The sequence below is a fragment of the Prevotella sp. Rep29 genome, assembly GCF_019551475.1.
Classification (GTDB): domain Bacteria; phylum Bacteroidota; class Bacteroidia; order Bacteroidales; family Bacteroidaceae; genus Prevotella.
This window is the reverse complement of the sequence record NZ_CP047159.1, coordinates 1,339,080-1,364,851: the sequence shown is the minus strand read 5'-3', so window position 1 is coordinate 1,364,851 and position 25,772 is coordinate 1,339,080. Positions and strand designations below refer to the sequence as shown.

Here is a 25,772-nt window from a genome sequence, read left to right as displayed (position 1 = left end):
TTGCATCGGGTAACAGAGATTGATTTATATGGAAACGAAGGAAATGACGAAAACAGCATTCATTCATCGCCTGATAATGTTGGTTACGGCTCTGGTTATCATCTCGTGCAGCAGTGACGAGACACAGGCGCAGACCCCAAACGATGAGACTATGACACAAAAAATGTATATTACAATCGGCGGCAAGACGGCGTCAGTGACGCTTGCCGACAACAGTGCCACGCAAGCACTTGTGGAAAAACTTCAGCAAGCTCCTGTCACGGTGACGCTCAATTCGAGCGGTGGCTTTGAAATCTGGGGTCCCCTGGGGTTCTCGTTGCCAACGAGCAACGAACGGATAAATGCCCAGCCAGGTGATGTCATCCTTTACAGCGGCGATAACATCTGTATCTTCTATGGCACAAACTCATGGACTTATACTCGCTTAGGAAAGATTGACAATCTGACAGCAAGCGAACTGACGACATTCCTCAAAGCAGGCGAGAACAACATCAGCGTCACCTTGTCGTTGAGTAGAACAACGTGAGTGCCGACAAACTTTCCTCAAATGCCTATACCCTGCAAGGCACATTGGCACAGGCGAGACAGAAAGGAATTATCATTCAAAACGGAAAGAAAATAATAAGATGAAGAAAGTATTATTTGCAGCATTGCTTACCGCCGGAATACTGACGGCTTGCACAGAAAAAGCAACAAACAAAAAAGAAAATGACAGTATGGCAAAGATTGAGTTAACACAGGAGTGGGACAAGGTGTTCCCGCTGAGTGAGAAAGTGAAGCACCAGAAGGTGACCTTTGAAACACAGTATGGTCTGACGTTGGCAGCTGACCTCTACACACCTAAAGACGGACAAGGAAAGATGGCGGCAATTGCCGTCAGCGGTCCGTTTGGAGCCACCAAGGAACAGTCGAGCGGACTCTATGCCATGCGGATGGCAGAGCGCGGATTTGTGGCGCTGGCTTTCGACCCTTCCTACACCGGAGAGAGCAGCGGAGAGCCCCGGCGTACAGCCTCGCCCGACATCAACACCGAAGACTTCATGGCAGCTGTTGACTTCCTCTCGAAGCAGGAGAACGTGGATGCCGGAAAGATAGGCATCATCGGTATCTGTGGCTGGGGAGGCATCGCCCTCAATGCCGCCGCTGCCGACACACGCATCAAGGCTACCGTAGCCAGCACGATGTACGACATGACTCGCGTCAGTGGCAATGGCTATTACGATGCTGACGACAAGGAGGATGCCCGCCATGCAGCCCGCGAGGCAATCGCCAAGCAGCGACTGGATGACCCGGCGGCGATGGCTGGCGGTGTGGTGAATCCGCTGCCAGAGGATGCACCTCAGTTTGTGAAAGATTACTACGACTACTACATCACACCGCGTGGCTACCATAAGCGTAGCGGCAACTCAAATGATGGCTGGCGCGTGATAGGAACACAGGCATACGCAAATGCCCGTTTCCTCTATTATATCAATGAGATTCGCTCTGCCGTCCTCGTGATGCATGGAGAGAAGGCTCACTCACGCTACTTCGGCGAAGCTGCCTATCACTATATGGTGGATGGCAAGGCTGAGGGATATCATTTCGTGACCAAACCTAATCCCAACCCCGAGAACAAACAACTGATTATCATACCCGGTGCCTCACATTGCGATCTCTACGATGGTGGCTGGACAAAAGCTGAAGGTAAAGGGGAGTCGAAAAACCTCATCCCTTGGGACAAACTGGCAGAGTTCTTCAATAAGAATCTGAAATAATTCCTTTATTCAAAAAAATCGGTCATTAGACTTTCGCTGGAGTCTAATGACCGATTTTGCTTAGAAATGCAATTTCAGATCTACACCGAACTGAATTGGATTTCCTCTTTGCGCAAAGCTATAGGCAGTTCCCGATATCGCGCTTTGAACAACGAATGTGCTATACTTGTTGTCAGTGAGATTCTTGACCCATGCCGACAGGACGATATTCCCAAAGTCAGCATCGGCATGCGCACCGAGAACCGCATAGAACGGTTGCGACAAGTCGTTGATTTCGTTCCAGTAAATCTTTCCCTGCGCATAGACATTGGCACCCAGCGTAAGTGATTTCAGGGCTCCGCTCAGGAAATCAAAGCGATAGTCTGCATTGGCGCTGAACGTGTGTTCAGGAACGTATGGCACCCGCTTGTCCTTGTAGTCCACAACCTCTTTCGTGAAAGATACTCCTTCTATAGTGTCTGTGTATTCCTTAAAGACCGCGTGAGTGTATGCGTAGTTCATTCCCCACGACAGATGATTGTCGAAGGCTTTGCCGCGCAATGCAAGTTCAACACCGCAGGAATAGCTCTTTCCTGCGTTTACCATCATGCGGCCATAGCCATAATTGTCTGCCATGACAGACAACTGCTGGTTGCGTATCTGCACATAGAATCCTGAGAAATCAAGTTTTACGGCATCTCCGAAAAGATTCAGATGGGTACCGAACTCATAGTTCCAACTGACTTCCGGTTTGTAGGATATCGTCTTTGCGATACGCTCATAGTCTTCGTCTGTATGGGGAACGTCGTAATCTCCGCTCATCGCATTCCGTGAGTTGGCGTTCAGCTCCGTTTGGAGAATGTCCGAGAACATCTGCATGTTGAAACCGCCGGCACGATAGCCTTTGCTCACAAGGGCATAAATATTGTTGCCGTTGTTAAAACGATAGGTCAACCCCATTTTCGGAAGTAACTGATTGTAGTGTTCTTTTTCCGTGTTCTTCAAGACGGATGTCAGTATGTATGTTGCTTCCGTTCCCATCACGTTTGCAGTCATGGCCATGCGGGCTTCCGTATCATAATCGATTTTCGTCTGCATGTAGTCATAGCGCAAACCGAGCGTGGCAATCAGGTTGGGTGTAATCTCAATATTTGATTCATGAAAAAGTCCCAAGTTGAACTGCGGTGTGCGGAATATTCCCGGCACTTCCATCTTCACGTCCATCGTTATGCCGCCACGTTGGGCAATAAATGCCGCCGCTGCTTCCCTCGCCTGCTCGGGCGTCATACCCTGAGCGATGAATCTTCCCATGAAAGAGCCAATCATAGCGTTGTACATCGCAGAATGAATACCTTTTCCGATAGGACCGGTAATGCCGTCTCCGAAATATATTGGCGCTTCAGTCTTCAGCCACTGGTAAGACCCGTATGCGCCTGCCGTCCAATGCCAAATGCCCGAGCTGTTGTTCTTGAACACAAATTCCTGTGTCAGTGCGTTCTGAAGCTGGCGCTGTGACAGGTGCATATAGTCTTCAGGCAAATAGTCCTGGTCCATCAGCATGTAGTCTCTGAGCAGTTGATAACTGGTCGTGGAATAAAAGTCAAATCCGCGTCCAGCCACTTTCATGTTGAGTGCGTTGTGGAAAATGTTGCGGCGATAGTTGTTCTGATAGGTTGTCGAAGGACTCTCAATTGTTCCGTTAGCGTCCATCACTCCGTATGGGAACGCATTCTGGCGAACATATTGGTAGTCTGCCAGATAGTCCATCCGGAAAACGTCGGACGGCTGATACACCATACGCAGCCTTCCGCCTGCTTCGTTGAAACAATCCGCTCGCTCGCCTGTTTGTTGATTGCGGAAGAATCCGTTCTGACCATTATAGAAACCTGCCAACGAGAAAGCCAACCGCTCGTTCACCTTATTATAATGTGCTACCTCTGCATTGCGATAGAAATGGGAGCCCAGCCCTAACCGCACATCGGTTCCCTGATAGGTCATAGGATTCTTGGTATAGATACGCACCAATCCACCCTCTGTGTTCTGTCCGTACAATGTTCCTTGCGGACCTCGCAGGACATCGACGCGCTCAATGTCATACAAATGGAAATTGAAGGCGCTTTTACTGATTATTGGCACGCCATCTACGTAAATACCGACCGCAGGATTGTTGACGCGCGAGCCTATGCCACGAATATACATCGAAGATGTGAGGCGCGAGCCGTAATTAGGCATAGCGAAAGAAGGAACATAGGATGAAAGTTCGCGTAGGTCGCCGATGCTCAGGCTGTTAAGTTGCTCTTCATCATACATTGACGAACTTAACGGTTGCATTCGCATGCGGTAACTTTCTTTCGGCTGTGATATCACAGTGACCTCGTCCAGGTCGAACACGCGTGATGTGTCAGGAAGAATCGGACGCGCGCCCTCATCATCCACGCCAAAAGCTGACAGCGTCATGACAACAGCTGACACTAAGAGTAATGATCGTCTATTCATAATAAATATAATAATGTGTAATCGTCTGCAAATGTAAGCAGAATCATCAGAATCCGCCATCCTCATTTCTTAGGATTTTTCGAATCCAGATGTTGACAGACGGTCTCAGTCGTCAAAAAGAACCGCCTCACTCAATGGTTTGGCGTTCTTGTCCTTCTCGCTCAAAATCAGTTGATCTTCGTCTATCGGCCATTCAATGCCAATCGCCGAATCATTCCATTTCACTGACGCCTCATGTTGGGGAGCATACACATTATCTACTTTATAGGTGAAAATGGCTTCGTCGCTCAATACGAGGAAACCATGCGCAAAGCCTCGCGGAATAAAGAATTGAAGTTTGTTGTCTTCACTCAACTCAACCATCTCATACTGACCGAAAGTTGGTGAGTTTCGGCGAAGATCTACCGCAACATCAAGCACGCGCCCCTTGATGACACGCACCAATTTTGCCTGAGCAAACTCGCCTTTCTGGTAGTGAAGCCCTCGCAAAACACCTTTTGAAGACTTCGACTCGTTTTCTTGAATAAAGTCAATCGAGCAAACATTTTCTTCAAACTCCTGTTGTTTGAAGGACTCCATGAAATAACCGCGATTATCTGTAAAGACCTTTGGCTCAATTACATAAACGCCTTTTATTTTAGTTTCTCTATAATCCATACGTACGTTTTATTAAGATTTTCTGCAAAAGTAATGATAAAAACGGAACTGAACAAATAAAAAAGAAGGGGATTACGAGGGAATTCACACTTTTTCAACATTTCTTCTCATTTTTTGTTGGAAGAGATTTGTGGATTAAGAAAAAAATCGTAATTTTGCAAACATGAAAGATTTAGCAAAACATATTGAAGTATTACTGCTTGAAAATGATTGCGTCATAGTTCCTGAGTTGGGGGGCTTTGTCGCTCACTATGTATCTGCTAAATACGACGAGCGCGACGGTTTGTTTTTGCCACCAATGCGAACGATAGGATTCAACCCGCAACTGACCATCAACGATTCTCTTTTGGCACAATCCTATGCGAAGGTTTATAATATCAGCATGACTGAGGCGACAGAGCGCATTGAGAAAACCGTGCAATGTATCAAGAGTCAGTTGAATAATGAGGGCAGATATGAGATTCACCACGTCGGACTTCTTTCAGTCAACGCCGATGGAAAGATGGAGTTTGCGCCCAATGATGCGGGAATCCTCTCCCCTTGCCTATATGCTTTGGACAGCTTCAGAATGAGCCCTGTTGCTCCGGATAAGAAGGAAGAACAAAATCTGACCGAAGATATGGGTGATGAAAAAGTTGTGGCAAAAACCATTACGATAAAACTCAGCACGCTGAGAAAAGCGGCAGTGGCTGCCGTGGCATTATTGGCACTCATCTTATTCCTCAACCCGATAGATACTACTAAACAGGAAGTCTTGATGTCAGGAGGCATCCAGAACATGATGCCCAAGAACATAACAACGGGCGAGCCAAAACTCGTATCTTCCAAGACCGTTGCCACGGTAAGTCACACTCAAGCTCAGCAGCAGGTTGTTGCCAAGAGCGAAGAACCTGCCTATTGTATTGTTCTTGCCAGTGGAACCCAACGGAAAAATGCGGAATATTTTAAGGACCACATGCACAAGAATGGTTTTAAGGAAACCCGCCTTCTGCAAGACAAAAAAGACTTGAAGGTGGTTTACGGCAGTTATAAAACCGACAGTGATGCCTATGCGGCATTGAAACAGCTTCGTTCCGACAAGAACTTCAAGCAGGCGTGGGTCATGAAGGTTAGCGATTAAATCATTTTTCTTTTTTTTGAAATAATTGCCACATGAAAAGAGTAAGATGTCCGAAATGCGATTATTTCATTACGTTTGATGAACAGAAATACACTTCTGGGCAGTCGCTCATATTCCAATGTCCGCAATGCAACAAGCAGTTTGGGATAAGAATCGGAGCGTCTAAACTCCACAACCTGAGAAAAGAAGAGCAACAGACTATCGATCAGTCAGAAAATACCTACGGACATCTGGTTGTCATCGAAAATGTGTTCCATTACAAGCAGCTCATACCATTGCGACTGGGTGAGAATGTGATTGGCAGATATATGAAGGGAAGTAAAATCAACACCCCCATTGAGACTGTTGACCCAAGCATTGACATGACCCATTGCGTCATCACCGTTGAAAAGCAGAAAGATGGAAGTCTGAAATATATTTTAAGGGACGGACCGAGCAATACGGGTACGTTTGTAGATAATCAGATTCTTGGTGACAGAGAACGCCGCATCATCTCCGATGGCACCTTATTTACTATCGGGGCTACAAGCATCATACTTCATAGCCCCGACAGCAAAGACGAATAGCATTATGCCGCATCCGGCGCAATGCTACAAAACAGTTTTTCTTATTTCGCAGATTTCTTTTTCAATTCCACCTTCGGAATGCGTATTTTCTGTCCTTCCGAAACGGTTGATACGCCATCGTTTAGCGCCTTGACATAGGCTTCTGCACCAGGACCGAGGTTAGCATCCGAGATAGCTTTCAGGGTTTGTCCGGCGCGTGCGGTAACAACCCTCTCTACTCCCACAATTCGATAGGCGCCATAAGCAACTTTCTCGTTGGCACGTTCCAATTCTTCGCTTGTAACCTGCGACATGTCATCAGAAACCTTTGCTTTTTGCGTTTCTTCTTTTGCTTCTGTCTGATTGGTTGTTGTTTGTCCTTCTTTCAATGAATCCGGTGTTTCCTCCACGACCGTTTTCGCTTTTGGAGTCTCCGTTAAGGTGGAAGTACCGGCTTTCTGACCTACGGCATATCCCAATGCAAAAGCTGCCGCTGCTATCAATAGGGCTGACAGCAATAGTTTTGTCCAACTAATCTTTTTCATATCCTCTTCGTTTTCTTCTGTATCTAATTCATTTTCTGTCTGTTCTTCTTCTGTAACCTGCGGAAGCGGTTCACTCTCTTCTTGACGTGTTTCAGCGAGCGCCTCCTCTTGAGAATCAGCCTCCTCTGTCACGGTTTCTGTTACACTCTCCGTCTCTGTTACGTTCTCGGTTTCCGTTACATCCTCTTCCGTTGTTACGTCAACATCGTCCGGCTCGTTTTCAGCCACAGGAACCTCATTCTCATTCTCGCTCTCAGGTTGAGCTGCCGGTTCGTTTTCTGAAAGCCCGACTAATGCAACGGCTTGCGGAGCTTCGTGCGTTTCTACGTCTATGATTGCCTCGCCCGTTTCCTCAACATTCTGCGTGTCTTCCACGTCAACGCTTGTTTCGATGTCCTCAAACTCTACGCCGTCGTTCACGGGCACGGTCTCGAACTGAGAGAAAGGTTTATTGACCAAGTCGCGCATGGATGTGTCTGGGAGGAAGGAGATTTTGTCGTGTCCTTCTATCACGACCGGCTCTCCGCTGTTCACATTGATGCTTGCACGCTCTTTGACCGTAGTCACCTTGAACGTTCCAAGTCCCTTGATTTTCACGACCTTTTCTTGATGAAGTCCGTCGAGCAGCACATCAACCAGCGCATCCAGGAACGTCGTCACTTCCTCTTCAGACTTATTGTGGCGCTCAGCAACAATCTTTGCCAAATCCTGAATCTTAATCATTCTTCTTCCCTCCTTTCTTCAGCTTCTCTTTGATAGCAGCAATAGGTTTGAAGCCCAATACGAGTTTTGGGGGAACCAACAGGCGCTGATGTGTTGTCGGATTTACGATGATGCGCTCAAGTCGTTTCTTCACCTCAAAGGTGCCGAGGTTGTTGATTACAACAGACTCTCCTTCCTGGAAGCTGTCTCCCATCGCACTGACAAACGACGACACCATCCGCTGTGTTTCCGCATTGGTGTAGCCGGTGCGACGAGCTAATTCTTGAATAAAATTCTTGTTGTTCATCATATTGCTTTACCATATAAATCAAACTCATCTGAAGCGGTGATTTGAACCTGGCAGAATGCTCCTATGTCGAGCGTCTTGTCTCCTGCAGGAATCAACACTTCGGGATCTACTTCCGGCGAACTGCTTTCCGTGCGTCCTACGTAGAAGTCGCCTTCTTTTCTATCGACCATTACCCGCACTGTCTTTCCGACCTCTTTGGCAGCCAGCTGCTCACTGATTTCCTGCTGAACAGCCATCAGGCGGTCGAGTCGTGACTGCTTCACATCGTCGGGCACGTCGTCCGCGTAATGCAGGGCTGCATACGTTCCGTCTTCCTCAGAGTAGGCAAATGCTCCCATCCGCTCAAAGCGTGCCCACTTCACGAACTCAACCAGTTCTTCAAAATCGTCATCCGTCTCGCCAGGGAATCCCACCATGAGTGTGGTGCGGAGTGTAATGCCGGGAACAGTTTTTCTTAAGTTTTCAATGAATTGATATGTTTCTGATTTACTGAAGTTTCTGCGCATTCGTTGAAGAATGTTGTCAGATATGTGCTGCAACGCGATGTCCAGATATTTGCAGACGTTCGGTTTGTTCTTGATTACCTCCAGCAGGTCTTTGGGGAATTGCGTCGGATAGGCATAATGCAGACGTATCCATTCCACACCCTCGATGTCTGCCATGCGCGAAATGAGCTCGGCGATGTGTCGCTTGCCGTCGATGTCAATGCCGTAATACGTCAGTTCCTGCGCAATCACCTGAAACTCCTTCACGCCTTCCGACACGAGCCATCGCACCTCACTCAGGATTTCTTCCATTGGGCGGCTCACATGGTTGCCGGTAATCAGCGGGATGGCACAATAGGCACAGTGGCGGTCGCACCCCTCTGCTATTTTCAGGTAGGCATAGTGCGGAGGAGTCGTCAGGTGGCGCTGGCCCGCACAGGCAGCCACTTCCGCCTTTCCCAAGTCTGTCAGCAGTTGTTTGTAGTCGAACTTGCCATAATACTTATCGACTTGTGGAATTTCTTTCTGCAACTCTTCGCGATAGCGTTGCGAAAGGCATCCCATTACATAGAGCCGTGCGATTCGTCCTTCCTCCTTAGCCTGTGCCAGCTCGAGAATGGTGTTGATGCTCTCCTCCTTTGCATCGGAGATGAATCCACAGGTGTTCACCACAACAATCTCCCCTTGCGGCTGACTGCTGTCGTGGGTGCATGTATATCCGTTGGCTTCGAGCTGTTTCATAATCAGTTCGCTGTCAACGAGGTTTTTCGAACACCCCAGGCTGATGATGTCTATCTGGTTGCGTATCAAGGCTTAATGGTCGAAAAGAGAGTCCACGAATCGGCGTTTGTTGAAGAGCTGCAGGTCTTCCATCCCCTCGCCCAGCCCGATGTATTTCACGGGCACTTTCAGCTGGTCGCTGATGCCGATGACGACACCGCCTTTTGCCGTGCCGTCGAGCTTGGTGATGGCGAGACTTGTTATCTGTGTGACGGCAGCAAACTGCCGTGCCTGTTCAAAAGCGTTCTGTCCCGTACTTCCGTCCAGCACGAGCATCACCTCGTCGGGCGCATCGGGCAGCACTTTCTTCATGACATCCTTGATTTTCTTCAATTCATTCATGAGTCCCACTTTGTTATGCAGACGTCCGGCAGTATCGATGATGACGACATCCGCTCCGTTGGCTTTTGCCGAACTCAGTGTGTCGAATGCCACCGATGCCGGGTCGGAGCCCATCTGCTGCTTGATGACGGGCACTCCTACCCGCTCGCCCCAGATGCTCAGTTGCTCAATGGCTGCTGCGCGGAACGTGTCGGCAGCTCCGAGATACACTTTCTTTCCTGCGTTCTTGAACTGGTATGCCAGTTTGCCGATGGTGGTGGTCTTGCCCACGCCGTTGACACCGACTATCAGGATGACATACGGACGGTGGTCGGTTGGCAAGTCCCAGTCCTCGTTGTCTTCCGTATTGTTCTCGGAGAGCAGCGTGGCAATCTCGTCGCGCAGGATGCCGTTCAGCTCTGAAGTGGAAACATATTTATCGCGCGCTACACGCTCCTCTATGCGCCGGATGATTTTCACGGTCGTATCCACACCGACATCCGATGTGATAAGCACCTCCTCCAGGTCGTCCAGCACCTCGTCGTCCACCTTGGATTTACCGGCGACGGCGCGTGTCAGCTTGTCGAATACACTTTGTTTGGTTTTTTCCAAACCTTTGTCGAGTGTCTCTTGCTTCTTTTTATTGAATAAACCAAATAATCCCATAACGCTTTTATACTTTTTGTCAAGGCGTCTCCTGCCCCGATTTTTTCTTTGCAAAGATAGCAAAAAAAATGATAAGGGCGACTAAATAGCAGAAATTATTTGCCCGAATCACACCTTGGAATAATTAAGAATTAAAAATTAAGAGTTAAGAATTATGATTAGAGATTGTTTATCGTAATTATATTTATCATTTTTCATTTGTCATTTATCGAAGCGTTTTCGCAAGCGTATAAACATACGGAAAAGGGCGTATAAATATGCAGTTGAACTTTCACTTTCCAAAAGTGCCACTTTTAGCTTGCAAAAGTTCCCCTTTCAGCTCCTGAAAGTGCCACTTTTGGAGTGCGAAAGTGCCACTTTTGGAAAGCCAATTCTAACGCATTGAAATTCAATAGTTTACAAGACCTGCTAAAGACAGCCTGCTATTGCATAAATATACAATCCGAGAATGTGGGTGTAGGCTGTTATCGTTCATACAACTCGATGGGCAGTCCGTCGGGATCTTGCAGGAAGAGGAATCGCTTGCCGGTGAATTCGTCGGTCCTCACCTCTTCGTGGGCAATACCCAGTCGGTTAAGTTCGCGCACCTCCCCTTCCAGGTTTTCCACCTCAAAGGCAAGGTGGCGAAGTCCGGTTGCTTCGGGGTGAGTTGCTCGCCGAGGCGACGACGGGAAGGAGAATAATTCTATCACATACTCATCGCCCAGGGCAAGGTCGGTCTTGTACGACTGACGCTCCTTCCGATAGTGTTCTGCGAGGATGCGGAAACCGAGCACTTGGGTATAGAAGTCGAGACTTCGCTGGTAGTCAGAGCAGATGACTGCGATATGGTGTACCTTGTTCAGATGTAACATGTCATTGTGTTTATAGTGGGTCTTGTTCTACGAGTTCCAGCCTTCTCACCGCCGTCTTGTGGATAGCCACGCCATCGCGTATGTCATAATCATCATCTAGGGCAAGAATCAGTTTCTCAATCGTCTCCTGGAGACACTTAATCTGATTCCACGGCAGTTCGCCATTCAACGGGAATGCCGTCGGTTGCGTGATATATTTGTCCGTCATGCGGTTAGGTGTCCTTGTTGTTCATATTTAGTGCCTTGTGTGGCTTATTTGTCAACCTCTCTGATGACCTTTGCCGGTATGCCGCCGACGACCGTATTCTTTCCGCAGTCGGTATGGAACGGTGGAAACAGTCCCACGCTCTTCGGCACCTCACGCCCCCAGAGTTCTTCCAACAAACCGTGAAGCTCCTCAGGCGTATGATACTTGCCGTTGATTTCAGCCGTGATGCGCAGCGCTTCCTGCGACAGCTGATGAAACATCAGGTGGACATCCGAGTCGCCGATGACGGGCTTGCCCGATGCCATGTACTCCCTAAACTCTTGTATCGTCATCTTCTTTTATTCTTTTGATTCGTTGTGTCTTACCAGTTCGATGGCTTCCTTTCCCGTCAGATGCTCGATGTCGAAACGGAGCATCTGCATGCGCGACAGACCTTTTTCCAGTTCTTTCTGCAAGCTTTCATCATCGCCGGGATTATACCGATTGCCAAGCATGCGGGCTGTTTTCAACTTCTCCTGCTCGTCGTCAATGATGTGAATCCGTCCGAAAGCAATCACGCTGCGGAAATACGTCGTGTACTCCTTCGGTTGCACGGCATCTTGGGCTACCACGCAAAACGAAGCCTTGTCGCATGCCCTGATGGCATCGACCTTATGCCCTGCCAGTGCGCTATGAAAATAGATACACCCGTCGGCATAGACATAACTGAGTGGCACGGTGTATGGATAGCCGTTGTCTCCCAACAGTCCCAACGTTCCCGAAGTGCCGTTCCGCAGTATGGCGATACTCTCCTCGTCTGAAAGTTGCTGTCGCCGCCGTCTCATTTCCCTGAAATTCATAGTCCTTCCGTTATATATATAATAATGTACGCGTTGTGAAAATGTTTAAAGCCCAAGATGATGTTCATTTTGCATGAACCTTTCTGCTTCCAGAATCTTCTGCAAAGATACGACTTTATTCTTATCTGTGCAAGTATTGTCTTTTGTACTTGTCAGTGCAAAGAATTGTTACCACTTTTTGCGGATTACAAAAAATATTCATATCTTTGTAGCGTGCTTTTCAAAGCATGGAATTTTGCTCAATCACTTCTCGAACTACCACCTCGAAAAAAAGAAAGAGCAGTATTAAGCACCTATAAGAATCGTGCACAATTTATTTGTGCAGGCTTCCCATAAGGTGTTTAGGCTGTGGTAGGCCTGAGAAGTGTATGGCGACAGTCTGCACTTTTTCTGTTTATATAGGTTAGTGCGGATATTCTCAAACGGAATAGAATATTAATTTATTAACTTTATAAACATGAAAAAGAAAATAATTACCTTATTGGTTGCCCTGATGGCAACAGTAGCGAGTGTTCATGCACAGCAAATTTCTGTAGTAGCACCGAATGGTGCAACAACCCTTTATCGCACGCTCCCAGATGCCATTAAGGGTGCAACGGCTGGAAGTGTGGTCTATCTTCCGGGAGGAGGTTTCTCCATTCCCGACAGCGTGAAAATCACTAAGAAACTCACTATCATCGGCATTGGACATAAGGCTAAGAACGACAATGTGGATGGAAATACCATAATTAATGGTAACCTTTGGTTTAACGAAGGAAGTAGTGGTAGCGCTGTGATGGGATGTTATCTCACTGGACGAGTGATAATTGGAGAAAATGGAATCGTTGATAATGTTTTGGTAAAATTATGTTTTCTTAATGGTGTTGATGTTAGGAATAGTAATTGTGTCGAAACTGTTGTGAACCAAAATTATGTTGTTGATCAGTTGCGAATGGGCAATAGTGATGTCATTATAAAAAATAATATTGTGAGATTTACAAATACAGGATATGGACCATGTATAGTAGATGTAGGCTCTGGCGTAATCCAACATAATATGCTTTTACATGGCACCCATTCTCTTATTAACGTTAATGCGACAGTCACAAACAATGTTATTACGGCGTCGGACGGTTTGAGCAATTGGAGCAGCACTATAATCTCTTCTGGAAATATGGGCACTATAGCACTCGGAGAAGATGCAATAGTTATTCAGCCAGAAAAAGGTTGGGATGATGTTTTTGTGAATTATAACGGAGGAGCCGTCTCTACCGCATCTAATTTCCATTTCAAAGACGAATACAAGGAATATGAAAACCAAGTCGGCATCTATGCCGGTGATGGCTTTAGCGATGGTGCATTACCTCCTGTGCCTTATATCGTTGCGAAAAAAATAGATGACAAGACCGACGCTGCAGGCAAGTTGAATATCAAAGTGCGTGTGAAAGCCAGCGAGTAATCTTTCAGAATACACATTATTAATATATTAGGAACAAAAACTATGAGTAGGAAATATTTATATGGTCTATTGCTCGGGTTGCTGTTTCTGCTTCCTCCGACGTTGTTCGCACAGTCGCTGAGCCGATATGAATACTGGTTCGACGACGATTTCGCCAATCGGAAGACAGGAAGCCTGAGCGGTAAAGTTGCCACGATAGACACCAGTATCGAAACGGAATCGTTGGAACTGGGGATGCACAGGCTGAACCTGCGCGTGCTACAGTCCGACGGAAAATATTCTGCTGTCACCATGTCGCATTTCATAAAACTTTTCTCCGGCGAAGCCAAATGGCTGGAATACTGGTTTGACGGCAACATTCAGAACAGTAAACGAATTGCCGGGACAAAGGCATCTACTGGCAACGACTATGTTTTTGTGAGTGAGCTGGATATTGACAGCCTGTCGCCCGGGCATCACCGTCTGTATTATCGCGCCGTAAGCGACGACGGACAACTGAGCTCTGCAGTCTTGAGCGAAGCTGTGATAGTGAAGTCACAATACAACATCGCCCCTGAAAATGTGAAGATGAAAGCATTTACGATAGCCGTAGATAACGAGGAGCCACTAACTATCCAAGTGAACAAGGAAGACGAAGTGATTCTGAATCCTTACACATTGAATCTGCGTGACCTGAAAGCTGGTAACCATACTTTGAAAGCACACTTTTGGAATACAGCCAATGCTGGTGTAGCACTGGAGCAAGCGTTCACAGTCAGCCCATCAACAACACCTTCTATCACCCTCTCTGCTCAGGAAAACGATGGTCAAGTGAGATTGAAATTCAACTCCATCCCTAATGATGTGAATTGGAAAATAGCGAGGACAGATGCAAATGGTGTTAATGTCAAAATTGACGGAAAAGAGCAAAGTTGCTATCCTTCAGAGATTACCTCTATAGACAACCCACCGGCAGGTTCGTACACATATAAAGCACGTGGTTACTATATAGATGCCAATGGTGAAAGAAAGTCTGTAACTTCTAATGAAGTAAAAGTCAACGTGGCAACTTCCAAGAATGGTCCGTTTGGAAAAATCTGTGGCGACATACGCGTTGGTGGAAATCCTCTTTGGGGAGAAAGGTGGATTGTAATATTCTCAGATGGAGACACCCTCAAATCTGACGGTTATGGCTTATACTATCGTGATAAGATACCCGTAGGTACAGTTTTGGAAATTAGAGCTCAAGCACGAGACTATCACTGTGATCCTGTTACCGTGACTATCAAAGAGGGAACAAACACAGTGCGACACAGAGGCATTTTCGATAAAGAACTGGTAAAATCGCGTTATACCAATGATTTAGTATTCGACTCACATGTGGAGTTTGAACCAAGGTCACATATGAAGTTTAAGGTAAGAAACCGAACTCGTCTGCCATGGAGAGGAAAGCTACGCATCGTTACCGGTAGAAAAGATTATGTGGACAATCCTCCACAAAACCCACTTGAACAGACGAATTGGACGCAAGGGGCTCAACAACTGGCTGGTAGCGTGGCACCGTTTGCAATCAATGATTACCTTCAATACGATTATTCTGAGGAAATTCATCTATTGGCAGACGAATCAAAAGAAGTGTATATTAAGCACAATATTCCCCTGACCTCTCCACCGACGGTTAAAGATGAACTTTACTACTTCTTTGTAGAAAGCCAAGATGAGTATGGTACCAAGCTGGTAGCTACCAATGATGACTATAACATTAAGGAAAATCCTTTGGTTCAATTGGTTAATAATGGACAATATGATGCCGAAAAACAAGGCGAAGAAGATGTGGAGACATGTATTGCGATGATCATGGGATTATGTAGCACAGTCAAAGAGTTTGACGGCAGACTGGGCGACATGTCCAGATGTATGGAAGAGTTGCAAGAGTCACTGGGCGATGCTCTGACATACGATGACTTGGCAGGAGTGATACAACGCAGCGGTAGTTATGTTTATATACGAGATAGGGTACCGTCTTGGCGATTTATGAGAAATCTTTATGGAGAAGACCGCCGTTATCTTGGCATGGTTAATTCCGTACGTGACAACATCTCAAAAGAAGTCCGTGCTTGTAAAAACACCCTGACTTATCTCAAGAAAGTCCAGGAATGTATCGACATGGTAAAATCATATAATCAGTGGGCGGACATGACTGAATTGGAACGCACAGGAGCAATAGCAGAGAAAATTATCAACTTGTATGAAAATCAATTAAATCAATTCCCGTTTGCTAAGATACTTAAAATGTACCTTGATGTAACAAGGACCACCATCCATAACATCAACAACCTGGCTGAAAAATGGTACGCAAACCATGATTACGATACGTTCTTCAATGGACGTGGCGAAATCTATGCGGGAAGCGACTTTAAATTTGACATTAAGGTAAAAAAGAAGACATGGATAACAACCTATTTTTCTGCAGAAGATATAAAAGAACGTATCTCGTCTGTAGAAATTAATTGTATTGGACACATTACTGGTAATGCACCTTTAAAATGTACAGCAACTTATATACCTGAAGTCGAAAATAAAACGCTGAGGCTGCGACGTACCAAAATAATAGGAGAATCCTCTAATGTCGGTGGTGTAGTGCCTATTGAAGATATGTGGATGACTATCTGGTGGTCTAATGGACGTGTGTCACACGTTCCCATCAGGAACGGTAAAGACATGAAAGGAAATGGAGTGAAGCATGACAAGAACCATTACACAATCACATTCCAATCAGCAACATGTGAGACAGAACACATGGCAGACATTATTTTCTTAGATGATTAATATTATGAAACGGATAATACAAATAATAACATTGTTGCTGATAACAATACCAATATCGGCACAGAACGTAACTTTTTTCTCACCAGAATTTGAGGAAGGAATAAAACGACATCTATGTATAGACGAGAATACTCCCGTGATACAACTGCAAACTGATACAATAACCGATGTGGACCTCTCAGGGTTAGGTATCAAAGATATTCGTGATGTTATTTATCTTCCCAATGTCAGGACATTGGATTTGAGCTTCAATGAAATCAGTGATGTGAGCCCGCTACTGTCATTAGACTCTTTGCACAATGTTGACCTACGTAACAATATGTTGGAAGATGTCAGTGAACTTTCTTTTGCAAGCTCGGATAGCATGATAGTGAATATAGCCTACAACTATATCACGGATTTTAGTCGATTTTATCTTCCTTCAAATTGCAATATTCGCATGATTGGTATGCCTGTTCAGAAATCCAAAGATGTCAGATACATGGACATTTATCTGTTGTATGCAGATGTGGAAAATGGACAAAATGTTATTAATTATCGTGGTTATTCTGACTCTACAGAAAGTGCTTCTTTGAATTGTGCTGGTACGCATGTTAATGCTGTGCTAGATGGAAACCATAACACAGTGAGAATTGCAGAAAACCCGATTGAAACATCACTGGCGATTCTTTCAAACGGAGAATATGGCGATACAACATACGTTATACCGCCCACAACATTGATTGCAGATAGTGGTGATGAAATTGCAATTGACACGAAACTACCAGGGAGTTATCGCATTGGTTACCTTCGTGCTTTACATGGAACGGTGAAAGAGGAAGGGGGAATTCTGCATTATACAGCTCCCTCTCCTATTGTTACAGACACACTCTATATGAGCTATTATGAAGGTAGTCGTATTAGAGGATTTGGACAACTCTATGTCATGTCGCAGGATTTATACAATGACATAAAAACTCTTCAGACGGATTCACTTCTGAAGGTATCGCTTCACAATGGCATACTTAATGTCACATGTACAACAAGTACAGGAAAAGGTATGACTGACGTTAAAGTTTATGACGCTATGGGGCGCATCCTTACAACGCAGACACCTGACAACCAGCAAAGAATTAGCATTCAAGTGCCGAAAACTTCTCACATAGTCATCGTGGAAATTACGTATGCAGGGCAACAATTTGTAAAGAAAGTGATTGCCAAATAACAGAGACTCAATAATAAAAGAAGGGGATGTACTCACGATGGTACATCCCCTTCTTGGATGTTATAGCATTTTATTGAAAATCGTAGTATATTGACATATTCATCTATCGCAAGTTCTCCAGCCGTTCAACACTCGCTTTGATGCGCTGCTGTGCCTTCTCGTCGGTCTCTTGTTGGAGTGCGGCACGCATGTCTTTGAGGAACGTGAGGTAATGGATGTCTGCGATGTATTCAGCGGCAGCAGCCCGCACTGCGGGACTGGCATCGAAGAGCGCACCTTGTATCCAGCGTTTGGCATCCCATGAGTGGTGTTGCTTGAGCCAGTCAAGTGCTTTCAGCTTCTCGTCGTCTGTTCCATAGACCAGCTTCTTGAAGCAGTCGGACTCAACTTTCAGGTCGTCGGTGCTCATCAGGATTTCCCTGTCAGCCAGTGCTGCGTTCTTCACATCAGGGCTTTCGCTGAAGCGTTGATTCTTTACGAGGCGTTGCTGTTCGGCGTCGCTGTCGTCGGTCACGGTCCAACGCACCATCCGTGCTATCATCCACATCTTGCCGGGCGTGGATTCCGGATGGGCTATAACGGAAAACACTTTACCCTTTCCGTAACGATTGCCGATGGCGAAGGGCTTGTTGTTGGTCATATTGGCGGGCGCCCCACCCTCCTCGTGTACGTCGCTGAGCATGGTGGCAAACTCCACATATTTAATGCTGTCGTCTGCAGCAGGCACAAAGACGGGACCTTCGTAATACATACAAAAGAGTGTGTCTTGGTCGGCATACTCTCCGAAGACTTTCTTTCCTTCTTCCGTCAATGAGAAGCCTACCACTCCATGTCCGCGGTTGTCATGCTCAATGTCTATCGCTTGGGCACCGTTGATTGCCATGCAGGAATATTCGGGCGTGTTGGAGAAGAGGTAGGCTCCTGCACAGATGCCGACGGCACCGCCTCCCCGAGCTATGAATTCCTTGATTCGCTGCAGATTTTCCTGCCCGAGGTTCTGATACTGACGTGTTCCCCCTCCGCCTGGAACCACAATGACATCGAGGGAGTCGAGAACGCCAGCCGCAATGTCTGATGTCGTAATATACCTGACACGCATATCGCGGTCGAGCGTGCATGCTGCATAGGCTTCCCAGATGCACGTCTGTGCTCCTCCGTTGCCGTTGAACACACCCACGCGGATTTCTGTCATCTGCCCTCCCTCTGTCTCTTGTTTCTGACTACATGACGAATGCATGGCGAGCATGACTAACATTAATAATAAGGTGGTGGATGAATAGATTTTTCTCATCATACATTTCATTTTTTTGATATCTTCTGCAAAGATACGACTTTTTTTCGTAACTTTGCAAAAATCAAGCTAACATCACTAGACATTTCTATATATGAAGTATTCAGATAACACGATAAGGAGATTGCTTCTGTTGGCAGTGTTGTCCGTGCTGTTGCTGCCGGCTTACGGTCAATATGCAAGTGGCGCATTGAACAGGGCTAAGCGTGTGGTAAGGGAGTTGCACGACCCTCGTTCGGATTATGTCGTGGTTGTAGCTCATCGTGGTGACTGGCGCAACTACCCAGAGAATTCCCTCCCCGCCATTGAATCGGTTATTCGCATGGGTGTCGATGTGGTGGAGTTGGACGTAAAGATGACGAAAGACAGCGTGTTGGTGCTTTGCCATGACCAGACGATTGACCGCACAACTACAGGAAGTGGGTATATACGTGATTACACGTATGAGGAACTGCTCGCTTTCGACCTGAAGCGAGGGCACGGCATTGCCATTCCCGGCATGAAGATTCCCACCTTGCGTCAAGCGCTTGAGGTGTGTAAGGACCGCATTGTGGTGAATGTTGACCATGGGTATGGCTATTACGACGAGGTGCTTGCCATGACGGAGGAATTGGATATGACCGACCAAGTGTTGATTAAAAGTGGTAAGCCACTGAGCGAGGTGCGGAAGAACTTTTCGGAGCATGCACGCAACATGATGTATATGCCTATCATCAGCGTCGGGAGTAGTAACGGGTGGCAGTTGTTTAAGGAATATCTGACTGCACCTCCATTGGCGTTTGAAATCTGTTTCGACACGTTGGACGAACGCGTGGAATCGATGGCGTGGGACGTGAATGCTGCTGGCTCGAAACTGTGGGTGAATACCATCTGGGCGTCTCTCTGCGGAGGCTATGACGATGACCGTGCCTTCGATACGGATGCTGCGACAGTATATGGCAGGATTCTTGCACTCGGAACGTCAATCATACAGACTGACCGCCCTGAATTCCTGATTAGGTATCTGGAGAAAGCTGGACGGAGAAAGGAAAAGACAAATAATAATTGATAAGTATATGAGGAGATATTGGAAGTATTTTGGTTTGGTTATTGCCACCTTGCTGTTCGGTAGCGTAGGAACATTGGCTCAGGTAAGTGTGGGAACACGTGTACAGGCGTTGGAGTCGTCAGCATGGAGCGTGTCGGAATGGATTTCGGTTGTGAATGCACCGATAGCCAAAGGTCGTGCCGATCAGGTGAAACGTGCAGCTGACGGTTCAAGTTGGTTTGTACTCTCTTTGAAGAATGAGAAGAAGGTGAAGTCTGCAAAATGGATGACTGCTGGCTTGGGGGTGTATGAATTGTATGTGAATGGGCAGCGTGTCGGTGAAGAAGTGCTCAAGCCCGGATTCACACATCCTGCGAAAACAAAGCGCTCGTTCACATACGACGTTACGGATGCTTTCAACAAGAAGAAAGGCAAGGAGAATATTCTTTCCGCACAAGTGACTCCGGGCTGGTGGGCAGACAAGATTGTCACACCAGGTCACTATGAAGGAACACGCGGAAAGAAATGCGCTTTCCGTGCCGTACTTGAGTTGACGTTCTCGGACGGAACGAAACGACTTTACGGTACCAACTGCGATGACTGGAAGGCTGGCATTGCAGGTCCAGTGAAACACGCCGGCATCTTCGACGGTGAAGAATATGATGCGCGTGAACCATTGGGACACAACTGCATAGAACGCCTTTCAAGACCGGAAATCAACAAAGAATTCAACGGCGAAATCCTTCCGTCTGAGGGCGCTGAAATATATCAGCGTACCGACTTGACGCTGCATCCCGTTAAGGCATATGTCTGGGAAGAGGTGAAAGGAGCAAAGAGTGCTGCGGAGAAGAAGGATGTGGAATATGGAACGGTTGTCATCAAACGCGAATATCAATCGGGAGAACCCATCGTGCTGCATGCCGGCGAGACGTTGGTTGTGGATTTCGGTCAGAACTGTTCTGCCGTTCCGTCTTTCGTGTTCAATGCCAAGGAAGGCACCAAACTGTCATGCCTTCCAGGTGAGATACTGAACGACGGCAACGGTGCGGAGCGCAGGGGAATGGACGGTCCCGAAGGCAGTGTGCATCGGAGAAACCTTCGCGCAGCCAATTGCTTTCAAATGCACTATACCTTCGGAAACAGCAATAAGTTTGTTTCTTACACCCCGCGCACCACATTCTTTGGATACAGATTTGCATCGATTACTGCAACCGACGAGGTGACTATACGTGAGATAACATCTATCCCCATCACATCGATTACAAAGCAAATGGATGCGGGAAAGATTACTACCGGCAACGCGTCGATCAATCAGCTTATTTCGAATACGATATGGGGACAGCGCTCCAACTATCTATCCGTTCCGACCGACTGCCCGCAGCGCGACGAACGACTTGGATGGATGGCAGACACGCAGGTGTTTGCCGAGACGGGAGCGTTCTTTGCCAATACGCGTAGCTTTTTCCACAAATGGATGCGGGATGTGCGTGACACGCAAGGCGAGCATAAAGGATTCCCCGGTGTCGCTCCAGAAGCAGAATACGGTTCGGAGCCAAACTCCATGATGCGTTTGGGATGGTCGGATGCCGGTATCATTGTTCCGTGGACCATTTGGAAACACTATGACGACAAGGGGATTATAAATGAGAACTGGGAGGCGATGGACCGTTTTATCCAGCACGTCAACGAGACGAAATACTGCCATGACTCCTTGCATGCAGAAAACGGCAATTACCAATGGGCGGACTGGCTGAGCTATGAGGCACTTGAGAGTTGTATCAATTTGGCTTTCAAAGATGCTCAGTCGCGCAAAGATGCTGCCCATTATTGGAATTATCTGGGAGCGTCTTATTGGGCGATAGATGCACAGATGATGGCAGACATGGCTGCAGCAACAGGTCGTGATGCCGCTCCATATCGGGCAATGGCAGCAAATGCAATAGCACACTTGAAGGAGAATTTCATAGACGAGAACGGAAGGTTTAAGAACGAGGTGCTCAACACAATGCAGACCCCTGCCCTGTTTGCCTTGAAGAACAACCTGACGGAAGGGGCAGCACGGGAAAATCTGATTGCCCGCCTCAAGCAGAACTTTGCCGACCACGGCAACTGCCTGCAAACGGGATTCTTGGGAACATCCATCCTGATGACGACATTGACCGAAAACGGAATGGTTGACCTTGCTTACGAATTGCTCTTCCAGCGCAAAGACCCCAGTTGGCTCTACTCTATCGACAACGGTGCCACGACCATCTGGGAACGCTGGAACAGCTACACCAAAGAAAAAGGGTTAGGTCCTGTTGACATGAACAGCTTCAACCATTATGCGTATGGTTCCGTCTGTGCATGGATATGGAGGACTGTTGCCGGCATCGCTTCCGATACTTCTGCGCCCGGTTTCCGCCATATTATCATGCGCCCGATACCCGACAAGCGACTCGGTTCGGTGAGTGCAGAATACCCTTCTGCAGCAGGAATAATCAAGAGCTCTTGGAAGTATGAGGGTGACAAGTGGATATGGGAGTTTACAATCCCTGAAGGGGCAAAGGCTTCCGTCACGTTGCCAGGCGAGAAAGTGTCGAAGGAATATGGAAGCGGCACATACACGGTAACAAAAGATACTAGGCTGGAAAGTTTTTTTTGAATCCACCCGAGGAGGCTCGTCCTCGGGTGTGGTGGCACTGGATGAATGGTAACATCACTAAAGATGGTATCCGCAAAGACCTTGAATGGATGAAGCGGGTCGGCATTGGCGGATTCCATCATTTCGATGCTGCCCTTGACACCACATCCGTCGTGAAAGAACGTCTTGTTTACATGTCGCCGAAATGGAAAGATGCCTTCCATTATGCTGTCCAACTCGCCGATTCTCTGGGAATGGATATGGCAATAGCCAGTTGTCCCGGTTGGAGCAACACCGGTGGTCCGTGGGTGAAACCCGAGCAAGCCATGAAGAAACTTGTCTGGACAACGCATGCCGTGAAAGGCAATCGCAAGGTGTCGCTCAAACTTCCCCACCCCGATGCAACCACCTATCCTGCGAAAGGTGGGAAACCATGGTATCAGGATATTTGTGTGGTAGCGATGAAAAATGCAGAAAAGGGAACTGCGATGAGTCTTACTGCCGAGAAAAACGGGGAATCTTCTCATGTGGTTTTTCCCATTCCCTCTTCTTATCCAAGCGGTATCAAAGCGCTTTCCATTAACGACGGGTTTTACCGCAGCATCTGGGCAGCGCAGCCAGCCCCTGTCAGCAAATGGCTTGAGGGCAGCGATGACGGCAAAACTTACCGCCGAATCTGCGACATTCCTCATGGGAGTATATCATGGCAGACCATCAATATACCGACAACGACGGCAACCTACTTTCGGATTGTATATGACAAGCAGCCGCCACGCACTCCACAGATAAGGCTTTTTACCGCCGCACGCATCAATCATGTAGAGGAGAAAGCCGGTTTCGCTACACCATCGGACATGATGGACCATCCGACGATGGCTTCTATGGAAGATGCCGTGCCACTGACAGATGTCGTTGACCTGACGGACAAGATGGGACCTGACGGAAAACTCACATGGAATGCGCCTGAAGGAGATTGGCTGATTCTGCGTTTCGGCTATACCCTGACGGGAAAGGAAAATCATCCTGCGCCTCGCGAGGCAACGGGACTGGAGGTGTCGAAGATTGACAAAGATGCGTTCACCGCATTCCTGGAACATTATTTAAATATGTATAGGGACGCTACTGCTGACAATATCGGGAAGAAAGGTATTCGTGCGCTGCTCATCGACAGTTACGAAGCTGGTTGGGAGACATGGACTCCACGCATGGCAGAAGAGTTTGAGCGCCGACGTGGCTATCCGTTACTGCCGTGGATGCCTGTACTCACGGGGCAAATCATCGGGAGCGCTGAGCGGAGCGAGAATTTTCTCTTTGACTGGCGGACGACTATTGGCGAACTCATAGACGAGTGTATGTATGAGAATGCTGCTGACATAGCTCATAAAAAAGGGTTGGAAACCTATTTCGAAGCCCATGAAAACGGCAGACTTTATTTGGTTGACGGGATGGCAGCGAAAAGTCATTCGGACATTCCCATGGCTGCCATGTGGACGATTATTACAGACAAAAAACTCGACAACTCATCGGCAACTATGGCTGAGAGCGATATCCGCGAGTCGGCATCCGTCGCTCATCTGTACGGAAAGAAATTCGTTGCCGTTGAATCGATGACTGTCAACGGGCAAGCCGGGGGCGCATACTCTTACTATCCAGGCAGCCTGAAGCCTACTGCCGACATGGAATTGGCGTGCGGAGCCAATCGGTTTGTGATACATGAGAGCTCACACCAGCCGGTTGACGACAAGCGGCCTGGCTTAGGACTGGGCATCTACGGGCAGTGGTTTAACCGACACGAGACGTGGGCGGAACAGGCTAAGCCATGGCTTGACTATCTCGCACGGAGCAGTTATATGATGCAGCAGGGACGGAATGTTGCCGACATCCTGTTCTATTATGGCGAGGACGATGTTGTGACAAGCCTCTACGGGCGGCAGCATCCCGATATTCCTTTCGGTTTTCAGTTTGACTATCTGAATAAGAAGGCATTGCTCGACTTGATTACTTTTGACGGAAAACATTTTGTCACGCCTTCGGGAAACCAATATAAAATACTCATTATCGGCAAAGGCTGCCAACACTTCAGCCCTGCCGTCGAGCAAAAGCTCAAGGCTTTGAAGGAACAAGGCGCTCCCGTCTTTTACGAAGAGAGGCAACCTATAGCGCAAATGACGGCTCAAATCCAGCCAGACTTTCGTGCCGACGATGCGCGAAATCTGCGATTTGTGCACCGGCAAACGGACGATACGGAAATCTATTGGGTGAACAATCGGGAAAATGCTCCCCGCACACTGAACGCAACCTTCCGTGTCAGCGGAAAGAAACCTATGCTTTGGAGGGCGGAAACGGCACAAATAGAAGACGTATCCTACGACATTAGCGCGGACGAAACGCACGTTGTCTTGCCATTGCTTGAAAATGACGCCGTCTTCGTCGTGTTTAAGGGGGAGGCAGAATCACCCAAAGTGACGTTAGAGAAGCAGAAAGAATCCCTTCTGTGCACCATCAATACCCCATGGACGGTGGCGTTCGATGAAGAATGGGGAGGACCGAAAGAGGCGGTTTTCCCGCAACTCATCTCCTACACGGAATCGGCTGACAACGGCATCAAGTACTATTCGGGAACCGCTTGCTACACAAACCACGTGACCATTGACCAAATCAATCCTCAGCAAGAACGCTTCTTGCTTGATTTAGGCGCCGTGGGATGTATTGCCGAAGTGACAGTCAATGGCAAACAGGTGGGCACGCTTTGGAAGACACCTTATAAAATAGACGTCACCGACGCAATGAGAAAAGGACGGAATGAATTGGAAATACGTGTCACCAACCAATGGGCAAACCGCATTATTGGCGACCAACAGCCTGATTGTAAGAAGCAATATACCTACACACCCGTCAAATTCTACAAGGCAGACGACGCTCTCCTGCCTGCAGGATTGATGGGGCCTGTAAGGATTTGGGTGAAAGAGACTGAGTATTCACAAACAATTATAAACCATAAATCAAAGTAACATGAACAAGAAAAAATCAATCCTGACAACAATTACCGCATTGCTGATGTGTGTTGGCAGTCATGCTTCAATGCTTTCAATAGAGACGAAAGAGAGGATTGTCGTG

The 25,772-nt window shown here is 47.3% G+C and carries 21 protein-coding genes; 10 read left to right on the top strand and 11 right to left on the bottom strand.

Annotated elements, in window-relative coordinates; translation table 11 throughout:
- The first annotated feature begins 28 nt into the window (after positions 1–28).
- Positions 29–526, top strand: coding sequence for a cyclophilin-like fold protein (locus GRF55_RS05760; RefSeq protein WP_220369560.1), 498 nt, complete (start codon positions 29–31; stop codon positions 524–526).
- A gap of 100 nt (positions 527–626) precedes the next feature.
- Positions 627–1,757: an alpha/beta hydrolase gene (locus GRF55_RS05755; protein WP_220369559.1), complete on the top strand. Its 1,131-nt coding sequence runs from the start codon at positions 627–629 to the stop codon at positions 1,755–1,757.
- 60 nt (positions 1,758–1,817) lie between these two features.
- Here GRF55_RS05755 and GRF55_RS05750 read toward each other — a convergent pair whose 3' ends face one another.
- Together GRF55_RS05750 and rfbC are read right to left on the bottom strand one after the other, a co-directional pair.
- A complete protein-coding gene (locus GRF55_RS05750; protein ID WP_220369558.1) occupies positions 1,818–4,232 on the bottom strand; it encodes a TonB-dependent receptor in 2,415 nt (804 codons plus the stop codon).
- A gap of 105 nt (positions 4,233–4,337) precedes the next feature.
- A complete protein-coding gene (gene rfbC / locus GRF55_RS05745) occupies positions 4,338–4,889 on the bottom strand; it encodes a dTDP-4-dehydrorhamnose 3,5-epimerase (RefSeq protein WP_220369557.1) in 552 nt (183 codons plus the stop codon).
- A gap of 163 nt (positions 4,890–5,052) precedes the next feature.
- Between rfbC and GRF55_RS05740 the strand changes: the two genes are divergently transcribed.
- Positions 5,053–6,009: an SPOR domain-containing protein gene (locus GRF55_RS05740; RefSeq protein WP_220369556.1), complete on the top strand. Its 957-nt coding sequence runs from the start codon at positions 5,053–5,055 to the stop codon at positions 6,007–6,009.
- Between the two features lie 32 nt (positions 6,010–6,041).
- Complete coding sequence (locus GRF55_RS05735) at positions 6,042–6,575, top strand: FHA domain-containing protein (RefSeq protein ID WP_220369555.1); 534 nt, start codon at positions 6,042–6,044, stop codon at positions 6,573–6,575.
- 41 nt (positions 6,576–6,616) lie between these two features.
- On the opposite strand, the gene GRF55_RS05730 is transcribed toward GRF55_RS05735, so the two are convergent.
- The 8 genes from GRF55_RS05730 to GRF55_RS05695 all read right to left on the bottom strand — a co-directional run bounded on the left by GRF55_RS05730 (position 6,617) and on the right by GRF55_RS05695 (position 12,264).
- Positions 6,617–7,822, bottom strand: a complete 1,206-nt coding sequence (locus GRF55_RS05730) for an HU family DNA-binding protein (RefSeq protein ID WP_220369553.1) — start codon at positions 7,820–7,822, stop codon at positions 6,617–6,619.
- On the bottom strand, positions 7,815–8,108 hold the full coding sequence (locus tag GRF55_RS05725; RefSeq protein WP_220369637.1) for an HU family DNA-binding protein: 294 nt from the start codon (positions 8,106–8,108) through the stop codon (positions 7,815–7,817). Before GRF55_RS05725 ends, GRF55_RS05730 begins: the two co-directional genes overlap by 8 nt.
- On the bottom strand, positions 8,108–9,406 hold the full coding sequence (gene rimO / locus GRF55_RS05720) for a 30S ribosomal protein S12 methylthiotransferase RimO (RefSeq protein ID WP_220369552.1): 1,299 nt from the start codon (positions 9,404–9,406) through the stop codon (positions 8,108–8,110). The genes GRF55_RS05725 and rimO overlap by 1 nt, the downstream gene beginning before the upstream one ends.
- Positions 9,407–9,409: 3 nt before the next feature.
- The gene (ftsY, locus tag GRF55_RS05715) at positions 9,410–10,363 is read right to left on the bottom strand and encodes a signal recognition particle-docking protein FtsY (RefSeq protein ID WP_220369551.1); all 954 of its coding nucleotides are present in this window, start codon (positions 10,361–10,363) and stop codon (positions 9,410–9,412) included.
- A gap of 464 nt (positions 10,364–10,827) precedes the next feature.
- Positions 10,828–11,217, bottom strand: coding sequence for a VOC family protein (locus GRF55_RS05710; RefSeq protein WP_220369550.1), 390 nt, complete (start codon positions 11,215–11,217; stop codon positions 10,828–10,830).
- Positions 11,218–11,227: 10 nt separating this feature from the next.
- Positions 11,228–11,425 carry a hypothetical protein gene (locus GRF55_RS05705; protein ID WP_220369548.1) on the bottom strand — a complete coding sequence of 66 codons (198 nt, stop codon included), beginning with the start codon at positions 11,423–11,425 and terminating at the stop codon, positions 11,228–11,230.
- Positions 11,426–11,469: 44 nt separating this feature from the next.
- Positions 11,470–11,757, bottom strand: a complete 288-nt coding sequence (locus GRF55_RS05700) for a hypothetical protein (RefSeq protein WP_255563847.1) — start codon at positions 11,755–11,757, stop codon at positions 11,470–11,472.
- 6 nt (positions 11,758–11,763) lie between these two features.
- Positions 11,764–12,264 (bottom strand): NimIJ family nitroimidazole resistance protein, encoded by a 501-nt coding sequence (locus tag GRF55_RS05695; protein WP_220369547.1) that lies wholly within the window; start codon positions 12,262–12,264, stop codon positions 11,764–11,766.
- Between the two features lie 457 nt (positions 12,265–12,721).
- Here GRF55_RS05695 and GRF55_RS05690 point away from each other — a divergent pair, with 457 nt between their 5' ends.
- The 3 genes from GRF55_RS05690 to GRF55_RS05680 are packed head-to-tail and all read left to right on the top strand — an operon-like array spanning position 12,722 to position 17,714.
- Positions 12,722–13,702 (top strand): hypothetical protein, encoded by a 981-nt coding sequence (locus tag GRF55_RS05690; protein WP_220369546.1) that lies wholly within the window; start codon positions 12,722–12,724, stop codon positions 13,700–13,702.
- Positions 13,703–13,744: 42 nt separating this feature from the next.
- Positions 13,745–16,510: a hypothetical protein gene (locus tag GRF55_RS05685; protein ID WP_220369545.1), complete on the top strand. Its 2,766-nt coding sequence runs from the start codon at positions 13,745–13,747 to the stop codon at positions 16,508–16,510.
- Positions 16,511–16,514: 4 nt separating this feature from the next.
- Positions 16,515–17,714, top strand: coding sequence for a leucine-rich repeat domain-containing protein (locus tag GRF55_RS05680; protein WP_220369543.1), 1,200 nt, complete (start codon positions 16,515–16,517; stop codon positions 17,712–17,714).
- Between the two features lie 103 nt (positions 17,715–17,817).
- On the opposite strand, the gene GRF55_RS05675 is transcribed toward GRF55_RS05680, so the two are convergent.
- Positions 17,818–19,008 carry a BPL-N domain-containing protein gene (locus GRF55_RS05675; RefSeq protein WP_255563846.1) on the bottom strand — a complete coding sequence of 397 codons (1,191 nt, stop codon included), beginning with the start codon at positions 19,006–19,008 and terminating at the stop codon, positions 17,818–17,820.
- A 91-nt stretch (positions 19,009–19,099) separates the two neighbouring features.
- Here GRF55_RS05675 and GRF55_RS05670 point away from each other — a divergent pair, with 91 nt between their 5' ends.
- The 3 genes from GRF55_RS05670 to GRF55_RS05660 are packed head-to-tail and all read left to right on the top strand — an operon-like array spanning position 19,100 to position 25,666.
- Positions 19,100–20,053, top strand: coding sequence for a glycerophosphodiester phosphodiesterase family protein (locus GRF55_RS05670; protein ID WP_220369542.1), 954 nt, complete (start codon positions 19,100–19,102; stop codon positions 20,051–20,053).
- 7 nt (positions 20,054–20,060) lie between these two features.
- A complete protein-coding gene (locus GRF55_RS05665; RefSeq protein ID WP_220369541.1) occupies positions 20,061–22,676 on the top strand; it encodes a family 78 glycoside hydrolase catalytic domain in 2,616 nt (871 codons plus the stop codon).
- Positions 22,673–25,666, top strand: coding sequence for a glycosyl hydrolase (locus tag GRF55_RS05660; protein WP_220369540.1), 2,994 nt, complete (start codon positions 22,673–22,675; stop codon positions 25,664–25,666). Before GRF55_RS05665 ends, GRF55_RS05660 begins: the two co-directional genes overlap by 4 nt.
- The last annotated feature ends 106 nt before the right edge of the window (positions 25,667–25,772 follow it).